The organism is Acinetobacter sp. 1130196, from assembly GCF_000588095.1.
GTDB classification, from domain to species: Bacteria; Pseudomonadota; Gammaproteobacteria; order Pseudomonadales; family Moraxellaceae; genus Acinetobacter; species Acinetobacter nosocomialis.
The window spans coordinates 1-15429 of sequence record NZ_JFWX01000013.1; the positions used below are offsets into that span (position 1 = coordinate 1).

Here is a 15429-nt window from a genome sequence, read left to right on the forward strand (position 1 = left end):
ACCTATGACCGTGGACGCGAGATGTCAGAACATAAAATACTCGAAGAAGATTTAGGCATAGATGTATATTTCTGTGACCCACATTCACCTTGGCAAAAAGGCACATGCGAAAATATGAATGGTTTAATTAGGCAATATTTACCTAAAGGGATTGATTTAAATCAGGCAGATCAGCATTATTTAAATCAAGTTGCCATGTCACTGAATACTCGTCCTAGAAAGGCGTTAGATTGGCTTACACCATTAGAGAAATTTGCTCAGCTTGTTGATTATCATATGGCTTTTGAAACTGTCGCACCTCATGTTTGAATTCGCCCTGCTTTAGGGAATATCAGCTTTGATGAAAGTCGTTTTAAACAAATTTGGGATAATAATACTTTATTTGTTATTTCTGTTCCTGAATCACAGCGTAAAGATCTATTGGCATTAAAAGATGCAGACATGCGCCATGTGGAAGATGCGACGGTCAATAGATATGCTTTGGTGAACGTGCAATATCCTACATTTAACTATGAGCGTTTAGCAAATAAAGCTTCCACCATGCGTCGGGTATTAGATGATGATAATAAATCGCCAACATATGGACAGCCGATAGAAACCTATATGCGTCTTTATTACAAGCGTAAATAGTCAAATTTAAATTTAGTAAAATAAATAAAGTGGGTGGGAAAAACATGAATAATCGATGGATGAAGATGAGTATGTTGGCCTTAAGTATGAGTGTCATTACAGGGACAATCTATGCTGAAGATCAAATACAACAACCTCAAGTATCTGGTTCGAATCAGGCTGTAGCAAATGGAACAGAAAGCTCTGACTATTCAGAAGCTACAACAGATAATACTACACAAGCACCGAATGCAGTAGATACGAGTGCCGCAGCCCCAGCTCCAAATAGTGAGGCACATCAAGCTGCAAGTGCTTTACAGAAAAAAGAAGGTGATGCTAGCCAAGAGACTAATTTACAAGAAGTATTTACTTCAAATGAACGTCAATATTCTTTAATCAAGAAGGGCGTAATCTCTTCTTACTATGATCTTGATTATACTTATTATCGTGACAGTATATTAGACGTGGCATTAGGAGACGATAATTCTCGCATTAGTCGTTTAAGAATTAGGGAAGATGCTCAACATACTTTGACAAATAGTTTTACTGCGCAATATGGCGTTTTAGATAATTTAACACTTTCAGCAACATTACCTTTTGTTGCTAAATCTGATATTGCTAGTGATTCAACCACAGCGGGTTTAGGTGATATTTCTTTGGGAGCACGTTGGGAACCTTTCCCATTAAAGCAAGGGCGTTTACCACTCGTGCTTTTTGGTAGTGTCTCAACTAAAACAGGTGATAGCCCTTATGAGATTGGTTTAGATGAGCTGTCAACAGGTAAAGGTTATTACTCAGTTGGAGTAGGGGCAAGTACTCGTAAATATATTGATCCTGTTGTGCTATTCGCTTCTGTTTCTGCCAATTATGGCTTTAAAGAAAGTGGTCTTAACCAAGCACGCGGTTCACGTATTTTAGAATCTTTTGATCCAGGGATTAGTGGTGGGTTCTCGTTCGGTTTTGCGTACTCATTTAACTATGACGTGTCTTTAACGATGTCATATCAGCAAAGTTTTAACTTTAATTCTGAGTTCCAATTCAATAATGGTGAATCTTATAAATCACCAGACCAAAGTAGCGCAATGATGGCTTTTGCTTTAGGCGTACGTGTTTCGCCAGATACCATTGTTAACGGTACGGTTGGCTTTGGTTTAACTGAGGATGCACCTGATGTTTCACTTGGTTTGTCGTTCCCGTTAGATATTTTAGGTTTTAATAAAAAACGAAAATAAGGAGATAAGCAGGTGAAATATCCTAAATTATGTCCTTTAACGGCGGCAATTGTTATCTCCGGTTTTTCTAGCTTTGCCAATGCTCAATTAGGACAAAACTTAGCTGTTGATATTCGCTCACTATCGATGGGGAATGCTGTAACTGCAGATCCTCCAGGTATTAGTGCAGTTCATTTTAACCCCGCAGCCTTAGCAAAAATTGATGGGTTGCAAACCGATGTTCAGGGAATTCTTGCTAACTTTGATATTCAGCGTGAGTTTTCTGCGCCCCCTGGTTATAACATTTTTGGTTATTCAGATGACCCTCTCGTTTGTAATGATGGTCCGGAAGTTTCTGCTAATATCTGTACAGATTTCAAAGGGACAGTGCATGGTGACGTCGAGTACGCAAGCTTATATGTGCCGATCCTAAAAAAAATGGTTGATCTTGGAGCAGGATATCCTCTAGTTGCTCCTACAGCCGGAATCGCCTATAAGCCACCTGGTTCAAAAGTTACTTATGCGACAGCAGTATATGCACCCTTGGTAGCAGGGTTTGGAGCAGAGAATGGTAACCCTGGTAACTATATGGGGCAGCAAGTTGCAGTAGAGAGAATTACCTATTTATCACCATCTTTTGGTTATCAAGTAAATGACCATTTATCACTTGGTGCTTCAGTAGGAATGTCCTATAACGCGATCGCACTGAAAACCGATCTACGTTTTCCCAATGAGATGATTGGTGTATTGCGTATGGTTGATGAAGTGGTATGTGCACCTTTTAAAAATAATAGTGACATGATTACGGACTTACTATTATTTGGTATGTGTAATGCTCAAGAAGGCATGAATCCATTTAATAAAATGGGTGCATTACAAGTGTCTTTAGAACAATCATTAAGCCCAAGTTATAACTTAGGTTTACTCTGGGAGCCAACTGATGATTTTGGCTTTGGTATGGTTTATCAAAGTGCTGCCAAAATGCGTTTAAAAGGCAAGTATATGATTGATAATGCCAGAGCACCTCAAGAACTTATCAAGGGTCTTAACTCATCTGCTACAGGACAAATTTTAGCTGCAATTCTAGGTCTACCAGGCAATGTACCTAATATTGAGTCTGGTTTAGTCGCTATGGATCTTGAATACCCTGCACATTTTCAAGCAGGTATTAAGTATAAAATCTTACCCGATTTGCAAGTTAATTTTGACGTAGGATGGACTGACTATTCTGCTTGGAATAAGTTTAAGTTTGAGTTCGACCGTCAAATTACGCTATTAAAAGTGGCTAAGCTTTTATCTAATGACGTTACCGATAATTCATTGGCATTGCCATTGAAATTTACCTCGCCGTGGAGTTGGGGAATTGGTCTTGAATATTCAGCAACCGATCGTTTGAAATTAAGGGCCGGTTACGAGCCTCGAGCTAGTTCGATACCTGATGATAAACGTAATACCATGGTTCCGATCAATAATGCACAATTATTTGGTCTTGGCTTAGGTTATCGTTTTGACGCAGATACAGATCTAGACCTTTCAGTGGGTTTCTTGCGTAGTCGTGACAATATTCCAGCCTGTACGAGTACATTGTCGAATAAGTGTGGTGTCGATAATATTTTATTAAACCCTTATTCGGGCCTAGATGTAAAAACGAATACAAAAATCACAGTGCTTGGTTTGAGCTATAGAACAAAATGGTAAAACAATATAAATCGATGTTTCGACCTAAATTTGCTATCTCGACTTTATGTATTGCGGTAGCAAGCGTTTCTGTATCTTATGCAGATGGTTTCTTTACAATCATTGGTCCAGATGGTCGTCCAATGATTGTACCCAGTAAAAAAGTAGAACAAAAGCAATCCAAGAGTAAAGTAGAAGCACCAAAACAAGTTGTACAACCGCATGTAAATGCTACACCTGTTCAAGAAGCATCTAAAGAAAATGTTCAGAATTCAAAAGAGTTTAAAAAGTTTGAACCACATCCTACAAAAAAATTAAATACTGCACCGACTGCACCGACTGCACCGACTGCACCGACTGCACCGACTGCACCGACTGCACCGACTGCACCGACTGCACCGACTGCACCGACTGCACCGACTGCACCGGAGCTTCCTTTAAGAATGAGTAAAGCTCAGAAGGAGGAAGTTAAAAAACAGACTAGTAGCGTTAAGACAGAAAGTGTTCCAGCAAAAATTTATTCATCTTCACAAAGTACTTCTCAAACTGTTTCAATACAAGATCCTTCAAATGATCGATCTAAATTTACAAGTATTGATGGCGTAGAGTATGTAAATAATGAATATCTTGAAGATCAGGAATTTAATCTTGAAGGTAAAAAACGCTTTTATGTTATGCCGGATGGACTTGGAAGAACAGAGTTTATCGAAAGAAAAAAAGGTGTAAGCAAGTCTACTTTAGAACAATTGTTTAATAAGCAATCTCAGGAAGATCAAGGAGCGATTGTTTTAGCTCCAACTTATATACGACTGTCTCAAAAAGAATTAGAAACGACTTTTGAGCAAGATAAATGTTTTGTTCAAGGCTATAAAAAGTCAATCAAAGTGCTTGGAGCTAAAAAAGAAGTAAATTTATGGCCTCGAAAGCCATTAAAAGAAAAGTTTGAATATGAGTTGGTAAAACTAGATCCATCTGTACAACATTTACAACTTATGTCATTTGCAGCGAGTAATTCCGCACCTCTATATTATTGGCCTTTAGCTATATTCTTAGATGAGAAGGGCTGTATTTTAGAAGGGGCAAGTGGTTTCAAGAGCAAGTCTTATCCTTCTACGATATTACAACATGCATCGATTCAAGGTACTTTAAGAGTGCCGCCTCATGCGCGTTATATGATGTTAACTCCTTTATCTTCTTCGATAGATGTAGCAGAACAAGAGTTATCAAATCAGGGACAGATTCAAATTTCAGTATTACGTTAAAAATAAGTAGGGTATCTAATGAATAAAAAATTATTATGGCCTTTTGCATTAACCACATTAGCAATCATGCTGAATGGTTGTGGCGGTGGTAGCTCAACCATTAATGAAGATCCTACAAGTGGTTCTGGTAGTTCAAATGCAAATGGAAGTTGTGATGCATCAAATAGTGACTGCTTACAGTTTTCACTCGATTATCCCATTGCTGGTCTTAATTTTACCTGTAGTAGTGCTGCAAATCAGAGTTTTGTTACTAAAGCTTCAGGAAACAGTGTGGTTGGTACATGTAAACTTGGTGATACAGCAAATTTCTTTTTACAAGGCACTCAAACTAAAACAAAGATCGATTTAGGTTCTGTTCAATTAGATAATATTTCAAAGATTAAGGTGGTCGTTCCGCCACGTTTGAAAGTTATGGATATGGCTACGGCTTTAACAGGTGTAGCACCAGCTTCACTAAGTCCAAATGATCCAACCATCCGTGTAGCAATGGCCTTGGTTAAACTCTTTCAAAGCGTTGGTTTAGAGCGTGGTGATAATGTAGTGGGAGATATACAACCTACACTATTTACCGAAGATAAGAAAAATACGCTAAATGTAGTACTTCAAAATATTACTGCTGCTGAATGGCAAAGTGGAGCATACGCCAGTATCTTGAAACCTTGGTTAGATGTTAGCCAAATTGATGATAATCAGGCTTTTGCTTTAGTAACTCAATTGACTCATTTGAGTTTGGTAGGTTTATATCAGTCAGATTACTTGACCTTAGCTCAACCAAACTTAATTTCAGAAAATTTTTATGGATGTAATTTAGCTAATTTAGCGGATTGTCCAAAAAATGCTGCTAATACCCAACACGTAATAGGCAATTTATTTTTACTCTCAGATCGCCAAGGTTATACATTTGGTTACGGTTTACAGTGGAAAGGTACAAGTACTACTACAAGTAACTCAACAGTTACAGCAGTAATGGAAGTATTAACTAAATCTAAGCCAGCTCAACTTACAGCGAATGCTCAAACCACATGGCTCGATCCATTACAAGCTGAGATTAAATCGACGCAACCCTTCCATTTAAAAGCTTCAGCTAATAGCGCTGAAGATTTACTGATTTATCAAGGTAAATTATTAAATGATTCATTTATTGCTGGTCGCGAAAGTCTTTATTTAGGTGCAACAAATAGTAAAACACCAAATCATCAACAATATGCGTTATGGCGCCAGAGTATAGGTAATCAAAACTATAATGGTTCGCTAGATATCTATAAAGTAACTCCAGCAAGTTATCTTGCAAAAGATATCTTTAGAACTTCAAAAAATGTGAGCTCAGGGCAAACTTATATTTTCCCGTTATATGGTACTTTAAATATTAAATTTGATACTGCTGGAATTTCACCAATCGATTTAGGTATTGTGATTGATGAAAATGGTGACATTCGTACTGATATTAAACCTAATGCAACAGCAACAGATATGTCTGGACAGTGTGGAGTGGTCTCAGATAACACTTTAATTGATAACAATGGCGTTCAACAGTATCGTATAGGGACAACCGGTGGTACAGAGTCTTCTTCAAATGACAAATCAATTACAGTAAAAATGATTTTTGCTGAACCGAAGCTCGGTAATCTCAATGGTATTTTGGCTGGTTTAAATTCGAATGTTGTTCAAGGTACTACTGCAACTGGTAGTCAAACACTGATTGTAAGTGGGGCAAAAATTAACGTTGCCAACTTATTACAAGGGCAGTTAAATGGTATTAACCTTACAACTTATGATAACAAGACAGTTTCATGGTTAAATCCATATGCCTTCTATCAACGAGTCTATAATAATATTAAGGATGTGAGCCCAGCTCCTACAGAAGAGGATAAAGCTTTAGCTGAGCGAATGAGTGGAACGATAACGATTAGAACGGCTGATTGTTATCAAATTAAGACAAAATAAAAACCATAAAAAAAGACCGTGAAAGCGGTCTTTTTTATTAACTAAATTAACCTGTATGGTCTAAACGAGTTCCTAGTGTTTCTAGGTGCGTTGGAAAAACTTGTTTTTTACGATCTTCAAAATAATGTCTGAGTGTGTGTTCGACACTCGGAAAGGCAAGTTCACCCCATGGAATCTCATGCTCTTCGAATAATCGGCTCTCTATGCTTTCTTCACCCGCACCAAAAAGTCCATCTTTTAGCTGAGCTTTGAAAAGTACATAAATTTGACCAATACGAGGAATATTGTACATACAGTAAAGTTGTTCTATTTCAATTTCGGCTTCTGCCTCTTCACGAGTTTCTCGCGCCGCACCTTGTTCCATGGTTTCGAACAACTCCATATAACCAGCCGGCAAAGTCCATAAGCCATAACGAGGTTCAATTGCACGACGGCAGAGGAGTACTTTATCTTCCCATAACGCTAAGGCACCGCAGATTACTTTGGGGTTTTCATAATGAATATTTCCACAATGAGTACAAACACGGCGTACTTTATGATCACCTAAAGGAATTTTTTGTTCGGTTTTATGCCCACACGCTACACAGAAACTCATAATTATCATCGAGTATAGAGATGCCTCAGCATAACTGAATTTTTAGACTTACGCATCAACTCTATTCCCTAAGTTTGATTTTCAGATATGATGCAAAGAGAGACAGAATAATAGGTGAATGGTATGGAAGAGCACTTGCTAACACAAAAGTTACAGCAAAGATTGCGCTTTTCCACCCGCATACAAGAAGCACAAGCTGCAGTACTGATTGCGATTACAAATGAAAATAATCCTAAGGTACTGCTTACACGCCGTTCAATACATATGAACAACCATGCGGGGGAGGTTTCTTTTCCGGGTGGCAAACGTGACCCTAGTGATACAAGTAATATTGTTGTAGCGCTAAGAGAGGCTCAAGAAGAGACGGCTTTAAATCCGTTTGATGTGCAGTTGCTAGGTGATCTGCCTATGCAACGTGCAAGAAGTGGCTTGTCTGTAAAACCGATTGTTGGGCTTATTCCTCCTGAGGTAACTTTAATTCCTCAGCCCACCGAAATTGATCGAATTTTCTTTGTGCCTTTACAGCAACTTATAGAGACGCGTCCGACGCCATATGAAGTGCGATATGCTCATCAATCTTTATACTTCCCAAGCTTGCAGATTGATAATGAAATTATTTGGGGGCTCACAGCGCGGATGTTAATTGCCTTATTTAAATATGGTTTAGGCTACCAAAAAGAGTGGCCATTTCTACTGAACTCACCAACGTTTGGAATGCCAAAATTTTCTCATAAAAAATAAAGATCAGGACTGATAAATTATGATGTATAGCTATCAAGGACAGCATCCAAAAGCCTTACATGAGCCATGGGATGGCTGGGTTGCTCCAACTGCAACGCTTATTGGACAAGTAGAATTAGGCCGTCAGGTCAGCATTTGGTTTGGTGCTGTAGTACGTGCCGATAATTGTATAGTGCGCATTGGTAATTTTTCTAATATTCAAGAAAATTCGGTATTACATACTGATGCTGGACTTGAGCTAAATATTGGTGAATATGTCACGGTCGGACATAAAGTCATGCTGCATGGTTGTACGATTGGTGATAATAGCTTGATTGGTATGAACGCCGTAATTTTAAATCGGGCTGTGATTGGTAAAAATTGTATTATCGGTGCTAATGCTTTAATACCAGAAGGTAAAGTGATTCCAGATAACTCAGTAGTGATGGGTTCACCAGGAAAAATTGTGAAAACTTTGGATGAAGATGGCGCGGCAAAAATACGTTTGAGCGCACTACATTATGCTGAACACTTTAAAAGCTATGCTGATTTAAAAGAATTTCACTTTTAAAATTTTAGTAAGATATTTTCTATGCCAAGCACTCGCTTGGCATTTTTATTTAGATAGGAACAACTCGCCTAACAGGGCCGAGTGGGGTATCATTACTTCCGTTTTTAATCTGATTGAATACTAAGGTTGTGCATGAAACTGCTGGCGTTGGAAACTGCAAACGAGCAATGTTCCATTTCATTAATTGATGAAACCCAAGAACTATTTTTCCAACTTGATACGCGAGCGAAAGCACAAACTCAAACCATTCTGCCAATGATTGAGCAGGGCTTAGAGCAAACTGGACTAGACGCTACTGGTTTAGATGCAATTGCCTTTAGCCGAGGGCCAGGTTCTTTTAGTGGTGTTCGAATTAATGCTGCTGTTGCTCAGGCTTTAGCTTGGTCACAAGATTTACCTGTGGTTCCCGTTTCTACCTTGCAAGCTCTCGCACAAGCGGCTTACCGTCTTGAAGGTTTAGAGCAGGTAACTGCGGTACTCGATGCACGTATGAACGAAGTTTACATTGCAAGTTTTGTTCTAGATGAGCAAGGCATCATGCAGTGTATCGATGAAGAAAAATTAATGAACTACGAGCAAGCGGCTGCCTATGCAAAGCATTGCTTGATTGGTTCAGGTGCTAAACTTCTTCAAGCTGATGCAGAGTATCAAACAATCACTGCCACTGCACAGGACATTGCTTCGATTGCACGTGTCTATGCTGCCCAAAAGCAGTGGGTTGATGCTGAACATGCTTTACCGGTTTACTTGCGTGATGATGCATGGAAAAAAATTGCGGATCAGGGTAAAGCAAAGTAAAGGCACTGCGCATGCATATATATTTTGAAGTGGATTTTCAAGAACAAGCACAGCATTACCAAGCTGTGCTTTCTTCTAGAGGCGTGACTGCCGATTTACAGCCGATTGAAAAGCTCAATGCCCGTTTTTTACGTTTAAATCCTGAATTAGCACTTTGTGTAGATGAAAACGGACTTTGGTTATCTGCGAACGGCATGAAAATGCAGCCTGACTGGAAAGCTGAAATCCCACGTTTAAAACGAGCAAGTCTTAAATCGGAAATGATTGCTCGTGCTTGTCAGTTAGGGGAAAAGCCAGTACTGGTCGATGCTACAGCGGGCTTAGGTCATGACAGCTTACTTATGGCTTATCTGGGTGCCCAAATCCAGCTTGTTGAGCGTCATCCGATTTTATTTACTTTACTTGAAGATTCAAAAGCTCAGGCACAGCGTGATCCATTTTTAAGTCAATTTATAGATCGTATTCAACTAATCTTTGCCGATTCCGCAAGCTATTTACAGCAATTAGATCAAGACGCACAAACGGTTGATGTAGTCTACCTTGACCCGATGTTCCCACAGCGCGACCAAAACCAACAAGCAATTAAAAAACAAGCCCAGGTCAAAAAGCAGATGCAACTTTTGCATTTACTTTTACCCGAAGATGGAGAAATGGATTTGGGAGATAATTTGCTTGATTTGGCCAAAAAAGTTGCCAAGCGAGTGATTGTAAAACGTCCACGTCATGCTGTTTTCTTAGCAAATCAAGAGCCAGCTCATCAGTGGCAGGGGGATGCTTGTCGTTTTGATGCTTACTTTCAGTAAGCTTATGTAAGGATAAGTTTTATTGTTTGAATAATGCACAAATATATGTGATATAGTTCAAAAGCATGATTGCTAAAATTCTTAGCAGGCATACACTTATGAAGCCTGACAAAAACGAAATTTTTGAAACCTTTTTATGATTGATCTCAAACCTTCCATTAACTTTTGGCATGATTTTAAAAGTAACCAGCTTGCCGGAATGTGGTTATTTTTGGGGTCAAGACGTTCCTTACAGATCGTACATCCCTCTATTCTTCAACTTATAGTTTGGGGAATATTAGGCGGATGTACCAACTCACTTTATAGCTGGCTCGTAGCTGGTCAAATGGGTGATTTTAACTCCCAAGGCCTAATTGGGTATGCACTATGGCCTTTTATTGCGCTTATTGTTGGTATTTTTTTATCACAGCGTATTAATCAGCCGCGTTTAATGTTAGTCCCAGCCTTACTGTGGCTAGTTTTAGATACCAATATTTTATTAATTCAATGTTTAATTCAATATCTGGGCTCTAATGGTTATTTGAACTTTGTTCCCGACGCTATTTATAACGGTATTTTACCGAGTCTGTTTGTGGCACTTTTTGTGTGGCAAAGTTTGGCAGTTATTTGGGTTTTCTCGCGTGAGCTGAAATGGCCTTGGTGGGAGCGGGCATTGGTCATGGTTGCGACCATTGCAACTATGGTTGTTTGGCAGCTTTCTGTAAAAGATCAGCCTATTTGGAAAGTGGAAGATTCTCCACCTACCTTTGCCGAAGATGCTTTCTATGCACAAAGTAAGTTGCTTCATGATGCGTTAGAGCAAGTCCAATATGGTGAGCTAGCGAAAAGCCACTGGTATTTCTTAGGTGTTGCGGGCGACAGTTACCAAGACGTTTTTAAATCGGAAGTGGTTCGTATTAAAGAACAATTCGATACACGTTTCGGTACTGTCGGACGTTCGATGATGCTAGTCAATAATCCAGATACCCGAACCGAAATTCCGATTGCGTCTAAAACTAGTATAGAGTTGGCTCTACGCCGTATGGGCCAGCAAATGAACCGTGATAGTGATGTGTTATTTTTATATATGACATCGCACGGTGAACAAAACCATTTTGAAATTGAAAATGCACCGCTAGATTTGGGGCAAGTCGATGCGAAATGGTTACGTGAAACGCTTGATAAAGCGGGGATTCGTTGGCGTGTAATTGTCATTTCTGCTTGTTATTCAGGAAGTTTTATTCCTGCATTACAGTCGCCTGATACTTTAATTATTACTGCATCTGCGGCAGATAAAACTTCTTTTGGCTGTAATAACGAAGCTGATTATACGTATTTTGGACGAGCTTTCTTTGACTTGGCGATGCGAGAGCAGTCTTCAATGAAAGATTCGTTTAATGCCGCTAAGCAAACCGTAACCAAATGGGAAGTCGCTCAAGGTGTAGAACCTTCAGAGCCGCAATGGATGATTGGTAAGAATATGGAGCTTATGCTACCTCAGTTGGAAAAATATCTTTTCCCACAGCAAAGCACAGGTAGTGTAAATATTGCTCAAACACAAACAGAGGCTAAAAACGATGCAACTCCTGCAAAAAAACCGCTGCTTTGAAGGTGAGCAGCGCATTTACCAGTTCGATTCTCAATTATTAAAGGGCTCTACTAAGTTTGGTGTTTATTTGCCACCTGCAGCTTTGGAAGGTAAACCTTGCTCAACTTTGTTTTACTTAGCGGGTTTAACGTGTACTGAGGAAACTTTTGCAATCAAAGCCCATGCACAACACATGGCCGCGCAGCTTAGCCTCATACTGATTACACCAGATACTTCTCCTCGTGGTGAACAAGTCGCTGTAGGTGACCATTGGGATATAGGGCAAGGTGCTGGCTTTTATATTAATGCAACGCAAGCGCCTTGGTCTGAGCATTATCAGATGGAAAGCTATTTAATTGATGAGTTATATCCACTCATTTTAAAAAGTTTTCCGGTAAATGCTAAACAAGTTGGTGTCTTCGGACATTCGATGGGTGGCCATGGTGCCTTAACTTTAGCTTTTAAATATCCTGACAAGTTTAAGTCGGTATCTGCATTTGCACCGATTTGTGCGCCAAGTGAATGTGCATGGGGTGAAAAAGCATTTAGCCATTATTTAGGTACAGACCACGATAGCTGGTTGGCTCATGATGCTACAGCTTTAGTCTTAAAAAATGGTGCAGTTTTTAGCGAAATTTTGGTTGATCAGGGATTGGATGATCAATTTTATGAACAACTTCACCCTGAAAAATTTAAGCAAGCATGTTTAAAAGCAGGACAGCCCTTAACTTTAAGACAACATGCTGGCTATGATCATGGCTATTATTTTATCCAGACCTTTATGGATGAGCACTTGCAGTTTCATGCAATCCAGTTAGAAAAGGTAACATCAGCGAGTTAGTGCTGCCATTCCACCTGAAATTCTTGTTGAGCCATACGGTTTAGGTGATCAAGGACAACTTTTTCCAAGTGGTCGTGATCATCTAACTGACTATCAATAGCAACATTTAATTGCTCTGTTTGAGGTGCAAGTGTAATGGTTGCACTAGGCATGAAGATTTTAAAATCTTGATCAGTTTCTTGTACTTCAAATTTGTGCTTCCAATGATTGACTAGACGTTTTGCAATGCGTTTACCATCATTTGTTAATAGATGAGTTGTGCTTTTCATTATCAATCCTCACATTGGTTTAATGTACCTTAACAAATTCGTTTGGCACTTAGCATTCTATAGTAGCAACGTTACGTTGCAAGTTTGAAATGTTGCCATTTAAGCAAGGAAGAGCGGGCCAACTAGGTTCTTTTTTGTTATAATTTTTAGCCTCTCCTTAAACTTCTAGCCAGGTCATCCACCTATGTCCAAGCCTTATTTGATTGCTCCTTCTATTTTATCTGCCGATTTTGCTCGTTTAGGCGAAGATGTAGACAAAGTGTTAGCTGCAGGTGCAGATGTAGTGCATTTTGACGTTATGGATAATCATTATGTTCCAAACTTAACTTTTGGTGCAGGGGTGTGTAAGGCTCTAAAAAAATATGGTGTTAAAGCTCCTATTGATGTGCATTTAATGGTATCTCCAGTTGATCGTATTATTGGCGATTTCCTAGAAGCTGGCGCAGATATTATTACGTTTCACCCAGAAGCATCTCACCATATTGACCGTTCATTGCAACTTATCAAGTCAGGTGGTGCTAAAGCAGGTCTAGTTTTCAATCCAGCAACCCCATTACATTATTTGGACTACGTACTTGATAAAGTTGACCAAATTTTATTAATGAGTGTAAACCCAGGTTTTGGCGGACAAAAGTTCATTCCAATGACTTTAGAAAAATTACGTGAAGCTCGTAAAATTATTGATGCAAGTGGTCGAGATATTCGCTTAGAAGTAGATGGTGGTGTTGGTCCTGCAAATATCCGTGAAATTGCAGAAGCTGGTGCAGATATGTTTGTTGCTGGTTCAGCAATTTTTGGTCAACCAGATTATAAAGTTGTAATTGATCAAATGCGTGCAGAGCTTGCTAGAGTTGGTACTGTGAGCGTTTAAAAAAGCTTATTAAGCTGAGAGTAAACTTGTGGATAACTTTGTTTATAACTTTATGGATAACTGTGTTGATAACCGTATGGATAAAATGTTGGTAAAATAAACAAAAAGAGATCAACCGATTACTCTCTACACAAAATATATAAAAAAAGAACGCTTTGGCGTTCTTTTTTTATACGTATTGGATATTTTATTGTCTGTTTTTTTATTAAGCTTTGCTAAAAAATGACCTGTGCAAAAAATGAGATGGAGCTGTGTAAAACTTTTAAAACATAATAAATAGAAAACTGTAAAAGTGTCATGAAAAGTAAAGCTAAATTTGATTTAATAAGATTTTAGTAAGAGACCTAGATCATTAATGACAGTAAAAATTTTAGCGGTAGATATGGATGGGACTTTTCTTAATTCTAAGAAGCAGTACAACAAAGCACGTTTTTTAAAACAGTATGAACAACTAAAACAAAATAATATTCATTTTGTGGTGGCCAGTGGTAACCAACTTGCAAAGCTTGTTACTTATTTTCCAGAAATTAATCATGAAATTGCTTTCATTGCAGAAAATGGAGCACATGTTGTAGATGCAGGGCAAGAACTCGCTTTTGCTCATTTAAGCAAAGAACAGTTTGGTAAGATTCTAAAAGCGATTGACCCTGCGTATACCTCGACCATGGTGATCTGTGGGAAACAGAGTGCTTATGTACATAGGAGTATGAATGCAGAGGACTACGCTAAAGTCGCTCGATATTTTGAGAAGCTGACAGTTATCGATGACTTTTATACGTTAGATGATCTGGTGTGTAAAATTACTTTTACTGCTCAGGAAAACGAAAGTTTTGCAATTTTTGAACATTTTCAGAAGCAAAGCTTCGTAGCAGATAAGGTTTTAGTGCCTGTTTCTAGTGGCTTTGGTTTTATTGATTTGATCCTTCCAGATCAACATAAAGCGCATGGTTTGAAACTATTACTACAAAAATGGCAGATTGAAGCCAATCAAGTGGTTGCGATTGGCGATAACAATAATGATATCCAGATGATCAAAGCAGCAGGTTATGGGTTTGCGGTTGAAAATGCTATTGAAGCTTTAAAAGCAGTAGCACCTTATACAACACGAAGTAATGAACGAGAAGGTGCACTAGAAGTGATTGATTTAGTTCTTCAGCATCAACCTCCGTTTGCTTAATGACCATAAAAACAATCAATTAAGATGTAAAATTGTATCTGTTTTAAAACTTGGTTATGCTTATACCCCATAGATAAATGGATTGCTCAAGGCAATAAATGATGACGCTGCAACACTTACGCAAGTATGCTTGGTTTGTGTTCCTAATGACTTTGGTCATTGGGTGGAGTGGCGTGTCTGTTGCTCAGATGCCTATGCAGCATGATCTTCATACAATGCCATGCCATAGTAAGCAAATGACACATCACACTATGCATGTTCAAGCTGATGATCAAGCGATGTGTCATCAATCTATGGTTAAAGTTTCTCATCAACATGGTGAACACTGCCAAGACTGTAACCCAGTCCATTGTCAAATAGTGAATCTGGCTTTACAGCAAGCTGTACCAGATATTGAAACATCATTTATTCCTAGTACATCTCAATTTAGTAGTATTTATCAGGCACAGCATTTAGCTGGATACTGGCAAGAAATCTTACGTCCACCAAAAGCTTAATCCTTTCTTAATTATTT

General features: G+C 38.8%; 16 protein-coding genes and 1 pseudogene. 15 read left to right on the forward strand and 2 right to left on the reverse strand.

What is annotated here, in order from left to right:
• The 6 genes and pseudogenes from J671_RS25060 to J671_RS12570 all read left to right on the forward strand — a co-directional run.
• Positions 1-309, forward strand: a 309-nt coding sequence (locus tag J671_RS25060) for an IS30 family transposase (RefSeq protein WP_000319972.1), incomplete at its 5' end; no start/stop codon positions are given.
• Positions 310-315: 6 nt separating this feature from the next.
• A pseudogene (locus tag J671_RS25795) lies at positions 316-630 on the forward strand (peptidase); the annotation flags it as partial.
• 44 nt (positions 631-674) lie between these two features.
• Positions 675-1841, forward strand: coding sequence for a transporter (locus J671_RS12555; protein WP_209762930.1), 1167 nt, complete (start codon positions 675-677; stop codon positions 1839-1841).
• A gap of 12 nt (positions 1842-1853) precedes the next feature.
• A complete protein-coding gene (locus J671_RS12560) occupies positions 1854-3518 on the forward strand; it encodes an OmpP1/FadL family transporter (RefSeq protein WP_006581518.1) in 1665 nt (554 codons plus the stop codon).
• Positions 3512-4759 (forward strand): putative pilus assembly protein FilE, encoded by a 1248-nt coding sequence (filE, locus tag J671_RS12565; RefSeq protein ID WP_031982409.1) that lies wholly within the window; start codon positions 3512-3514, stop codon positions 4757-4759. The genes J671_RS12560 and filE overlap by 7 nt, the downstream gene beginning before the upstream one ends.
• An 18-nt stretch (positions 4760-4777) precedes the next feature.
• Positions 4778-6703 (forward strand): hypothetical protein, encoded by a 1926-nt coding sequence (locus tag J671_RS12570; RefSeq protein WP_031982410.1) that lies wholly within the window; start codon positions 4778-4780, stop codon positions 6701-6703.
• Positions 6704-6749: 46 nt separating this feature from the next.
• On the opposite strand, the gene J671_RS12575 is transcribed toward J671_RS12570, so the two are convergent.
• Complete coding sequence (locus tag J671_RS12575; RefSeq protein WP_000006666.1) at positions 6750-7298, reverse strand: NUDIX hydrolase; 549 nt, start codon at positions 7296-7298, stop codon at positions 6750-6752.
• Positions 7299-7412: 114 nt separating this feature from the next.
• On the opposite strand from J671_RS12575, the gene J671_RS12580 reads away from it, so the two are divergent.
• From J671_RS12580 to fghA, 6 genes are all read left to right on the forward strand, one after another.
• Positions 7413-8039, forward strand: coding sequence for a CoA pyrophosphatase (locus tag J671_RS12580; protein WP_006581515.1), 627 nt, complete (start codon positions 7413-7415; stop codon positions 8037-8039).
• Between the two features lie 22 nt (positions 8040-8061).
• The gene (locus J671_RS12585; RefSeq protein ID WP_079377068.1) at positions 8062-8589 is read left to right on the forward strand and encodes a gamma carbonic anhydrase family protein; all 528 of its coding nucleotides are present in this window, start codon (positions 8062-8064) and stop codon (positions 8587-8589) included.
• Positions 8590-8721: 132 nt separating this feature from the next.
• Positions 8722-9387, forward strand: a complete 666-nt coding sequence (gene tsaB, locus J671_RS12590) for a tRNA (adenosine(37)-N6)-threonylcarbamoyltransferase complex dimerization subunit type 1 TsaB (RefSeq protein WP_006581513.1) — start codon at positions 8722-8724, stop codon at positions 9385-9387.
• Between the two features lie 11 nt (positions 9388-9398).
• Complete coding sequence (locus J671_RS12595) at positions 9399-10190, forward strand: class I SAM-dependent methyltransferase (RefSeq protein WP_004888684.1); 792 nt, start codon at positions 9399-9401, stop codon at positions 10188-10190.
• A 136-nt stretch (positions 10191-10326) separates the two neighbouring features.
• Positions 10327-11778 carry a C13 family peptidase gene (locus J671_RS12600; protein WP_031982412.1) on the forward strand — a complete coding sequence of 484 codons (1452 nt, stop codon included), beginning with the start codon at positions 10327-10329 and terminating at the stop codon, positions 11776-11778.
• Complete coding sequence (gene fghA, locus J671_RS12605) at positions 11747-12598, forward strand: S-formylglutathione hydrolase (RefSeq protein WP_016804854.1); 852 nt, start codon at positions 11747-11749, stop codon at positions 12596-12598. Before J671_RS12600 ends, fghA begins: the two co-directional genes overlap by 32 nt.
• Here fghA and J671_RS12610 read toward each other — a convergent pair.
• Positions 12595-12867 (reverse strand): DUF2218 domain-containing protein, encoded by a 273-nt coding sequence (locus J671_RS12610; protein ID WP_004888677.1) that lies wholly within the window; start codon positions 12865-12867, stop codon positions 12595-12597. The two genes, fghA and J671_RS12610, sit on opposite strands and share 4 nt — an antisense overlap.
• 184 nt (positions 12868-13051) lie before the next feature.
• Between J671_RS12610 and rpe the strand changes: the two genes are divergently transcribed.
• The 3 genes from rpe (at position 13052) to J671_RS12625 (ending at position 15412) form a co-directional block, all read left to right on the forward strand.
• Entirely contained in the window at positions 13052-13738 is a 687-nt protein-coding gene (gene rpe / locus J671_RS12615) for a ribulose-phosphate 3-epimerase (RefSeq protein WP_004710471.1), read from the forward strand.
• Between the two features lie 355 nt (positions 13739-14093).
• Positions 14094-14915 carry a Cof-type HAD-IIB family hydrolase gene (locus J671_RS12620; protein ID WP_006581511.1) on the forward strand — a complete coding sequence of 274 codons (822 nt, stop codon included), beginning with the start codon at positions 14094-14096 and terminating at the stop codon, positions 14913-14915.
• Between the two features lie 101 nt (positions 14916-15016).
• Positions 15017-15412 carry a hypothetical protein gene (locus J671_RS12625; RefSeq protein ID WP_016804354.1) on the forward strand — a complete coding sequence of 132 codons (396 nt, stop codon included), beginning with the start codon at positions 15017-15019 and terminating at the stop codon, positions 15410-15412.
• The last annotated feature ends 17 nt before the right edge of the window (positions 15413-15429 follow it).

What these genes read in the sequence shown, in the direction of transcription:
- J671_RS12575 (WP_000006666.1), bottom strand. Translation starts at nt 7,298, where the DNA reads ATGAGTTTCTGTGTAGCGTGTGGGCATAAAACCGAACAAAAAATTCCT.
- tsaB (WP_006581513.1), top strand. Translation starts at nt 8,722, where the DNA reads ATGAAACTGCTGGCGTTGGAAACTGCAAACGAGCAATGTTCCATTTCA.
- J671_RS12600 (WP_031982412.1), top strand. Translation starts at nt 10,327, where the DNA reads ATGATTGATCTCAAACCTTCCATTAACTTTTGGCATGATTTTAAAAGT.
- filE (WP_031982409.1), top strand. Translation starts at nt 3,512, where the DNA reads ATGGTAAAACAATATAAATCGATGTTTCGACCTAAATTTGCTATCTCG.
- rpe (WP_004710471.1), top strand. Translation starts at nt 13,052, where the DNA reads ATGTCCAAGCCTTATTTGATTGCTCCTTCTATTTTATCTGCCGATTTT.
- J671_RS12555 (WP_209762930.1), top strand. Translation starts at nt 675, where the DNA reads ATGAATAATCGATGGATGAAGATGAGTATGTTGGCCTTAAGTATGAGT.
- J671_RS12585 (WP_079377068.1), top strand. Translation starts at nt 8,062, where the DNA reads ATGTATAGCTATCAAGGACAGCATCCAAAAGCCTTACATGAGCCATGG.
- J671_RS12570 (WP_031982410.1), top strand. Translation starts at nt 4,778, where the DNA reads ATGAATAAAAAATTATTATGGCCTTTTGCATTAACCACATTAGCAATC.
- J671_RS12625 (WP_016804354.1), top strand. Translation starts at nt 15,017, where the DNA reads ATGACGCTGCAACACTTACGCAAGTATGCTTGGTTTGTGTTCCTAATG.
- fghA (WP_016804854.1), top strand. Translation starts at nt 11,747, where the DNA reads ATGCAACTCCTGCAAAAAAACCGCTGCTTTGAAGGTGAGCAGCGCATT.
- J671_RS12595 (WP_004888684.1), top strand. Translation starts at nt 9,399, where the DNA reads ATGCATATATATTTTGAAGTGGATTTTCAAGAACAAGCACAGCATTAC.
- J671_RS12610 (WP_004888677.1), bottom strand. Translation starts at nt 12,867, where the DNA reads ATGAAAAGCACAACTCATCTATTAACAAATGATGGTAAACGCATTGCA.
- J671_RS12620 (WP_006581511.1), top strand. Translation starts at nt 14,094, where the DNA reads ATGACAGTAAAAATTTTAGCGGTAGATATGGATGGGACTTTTCTTAAT.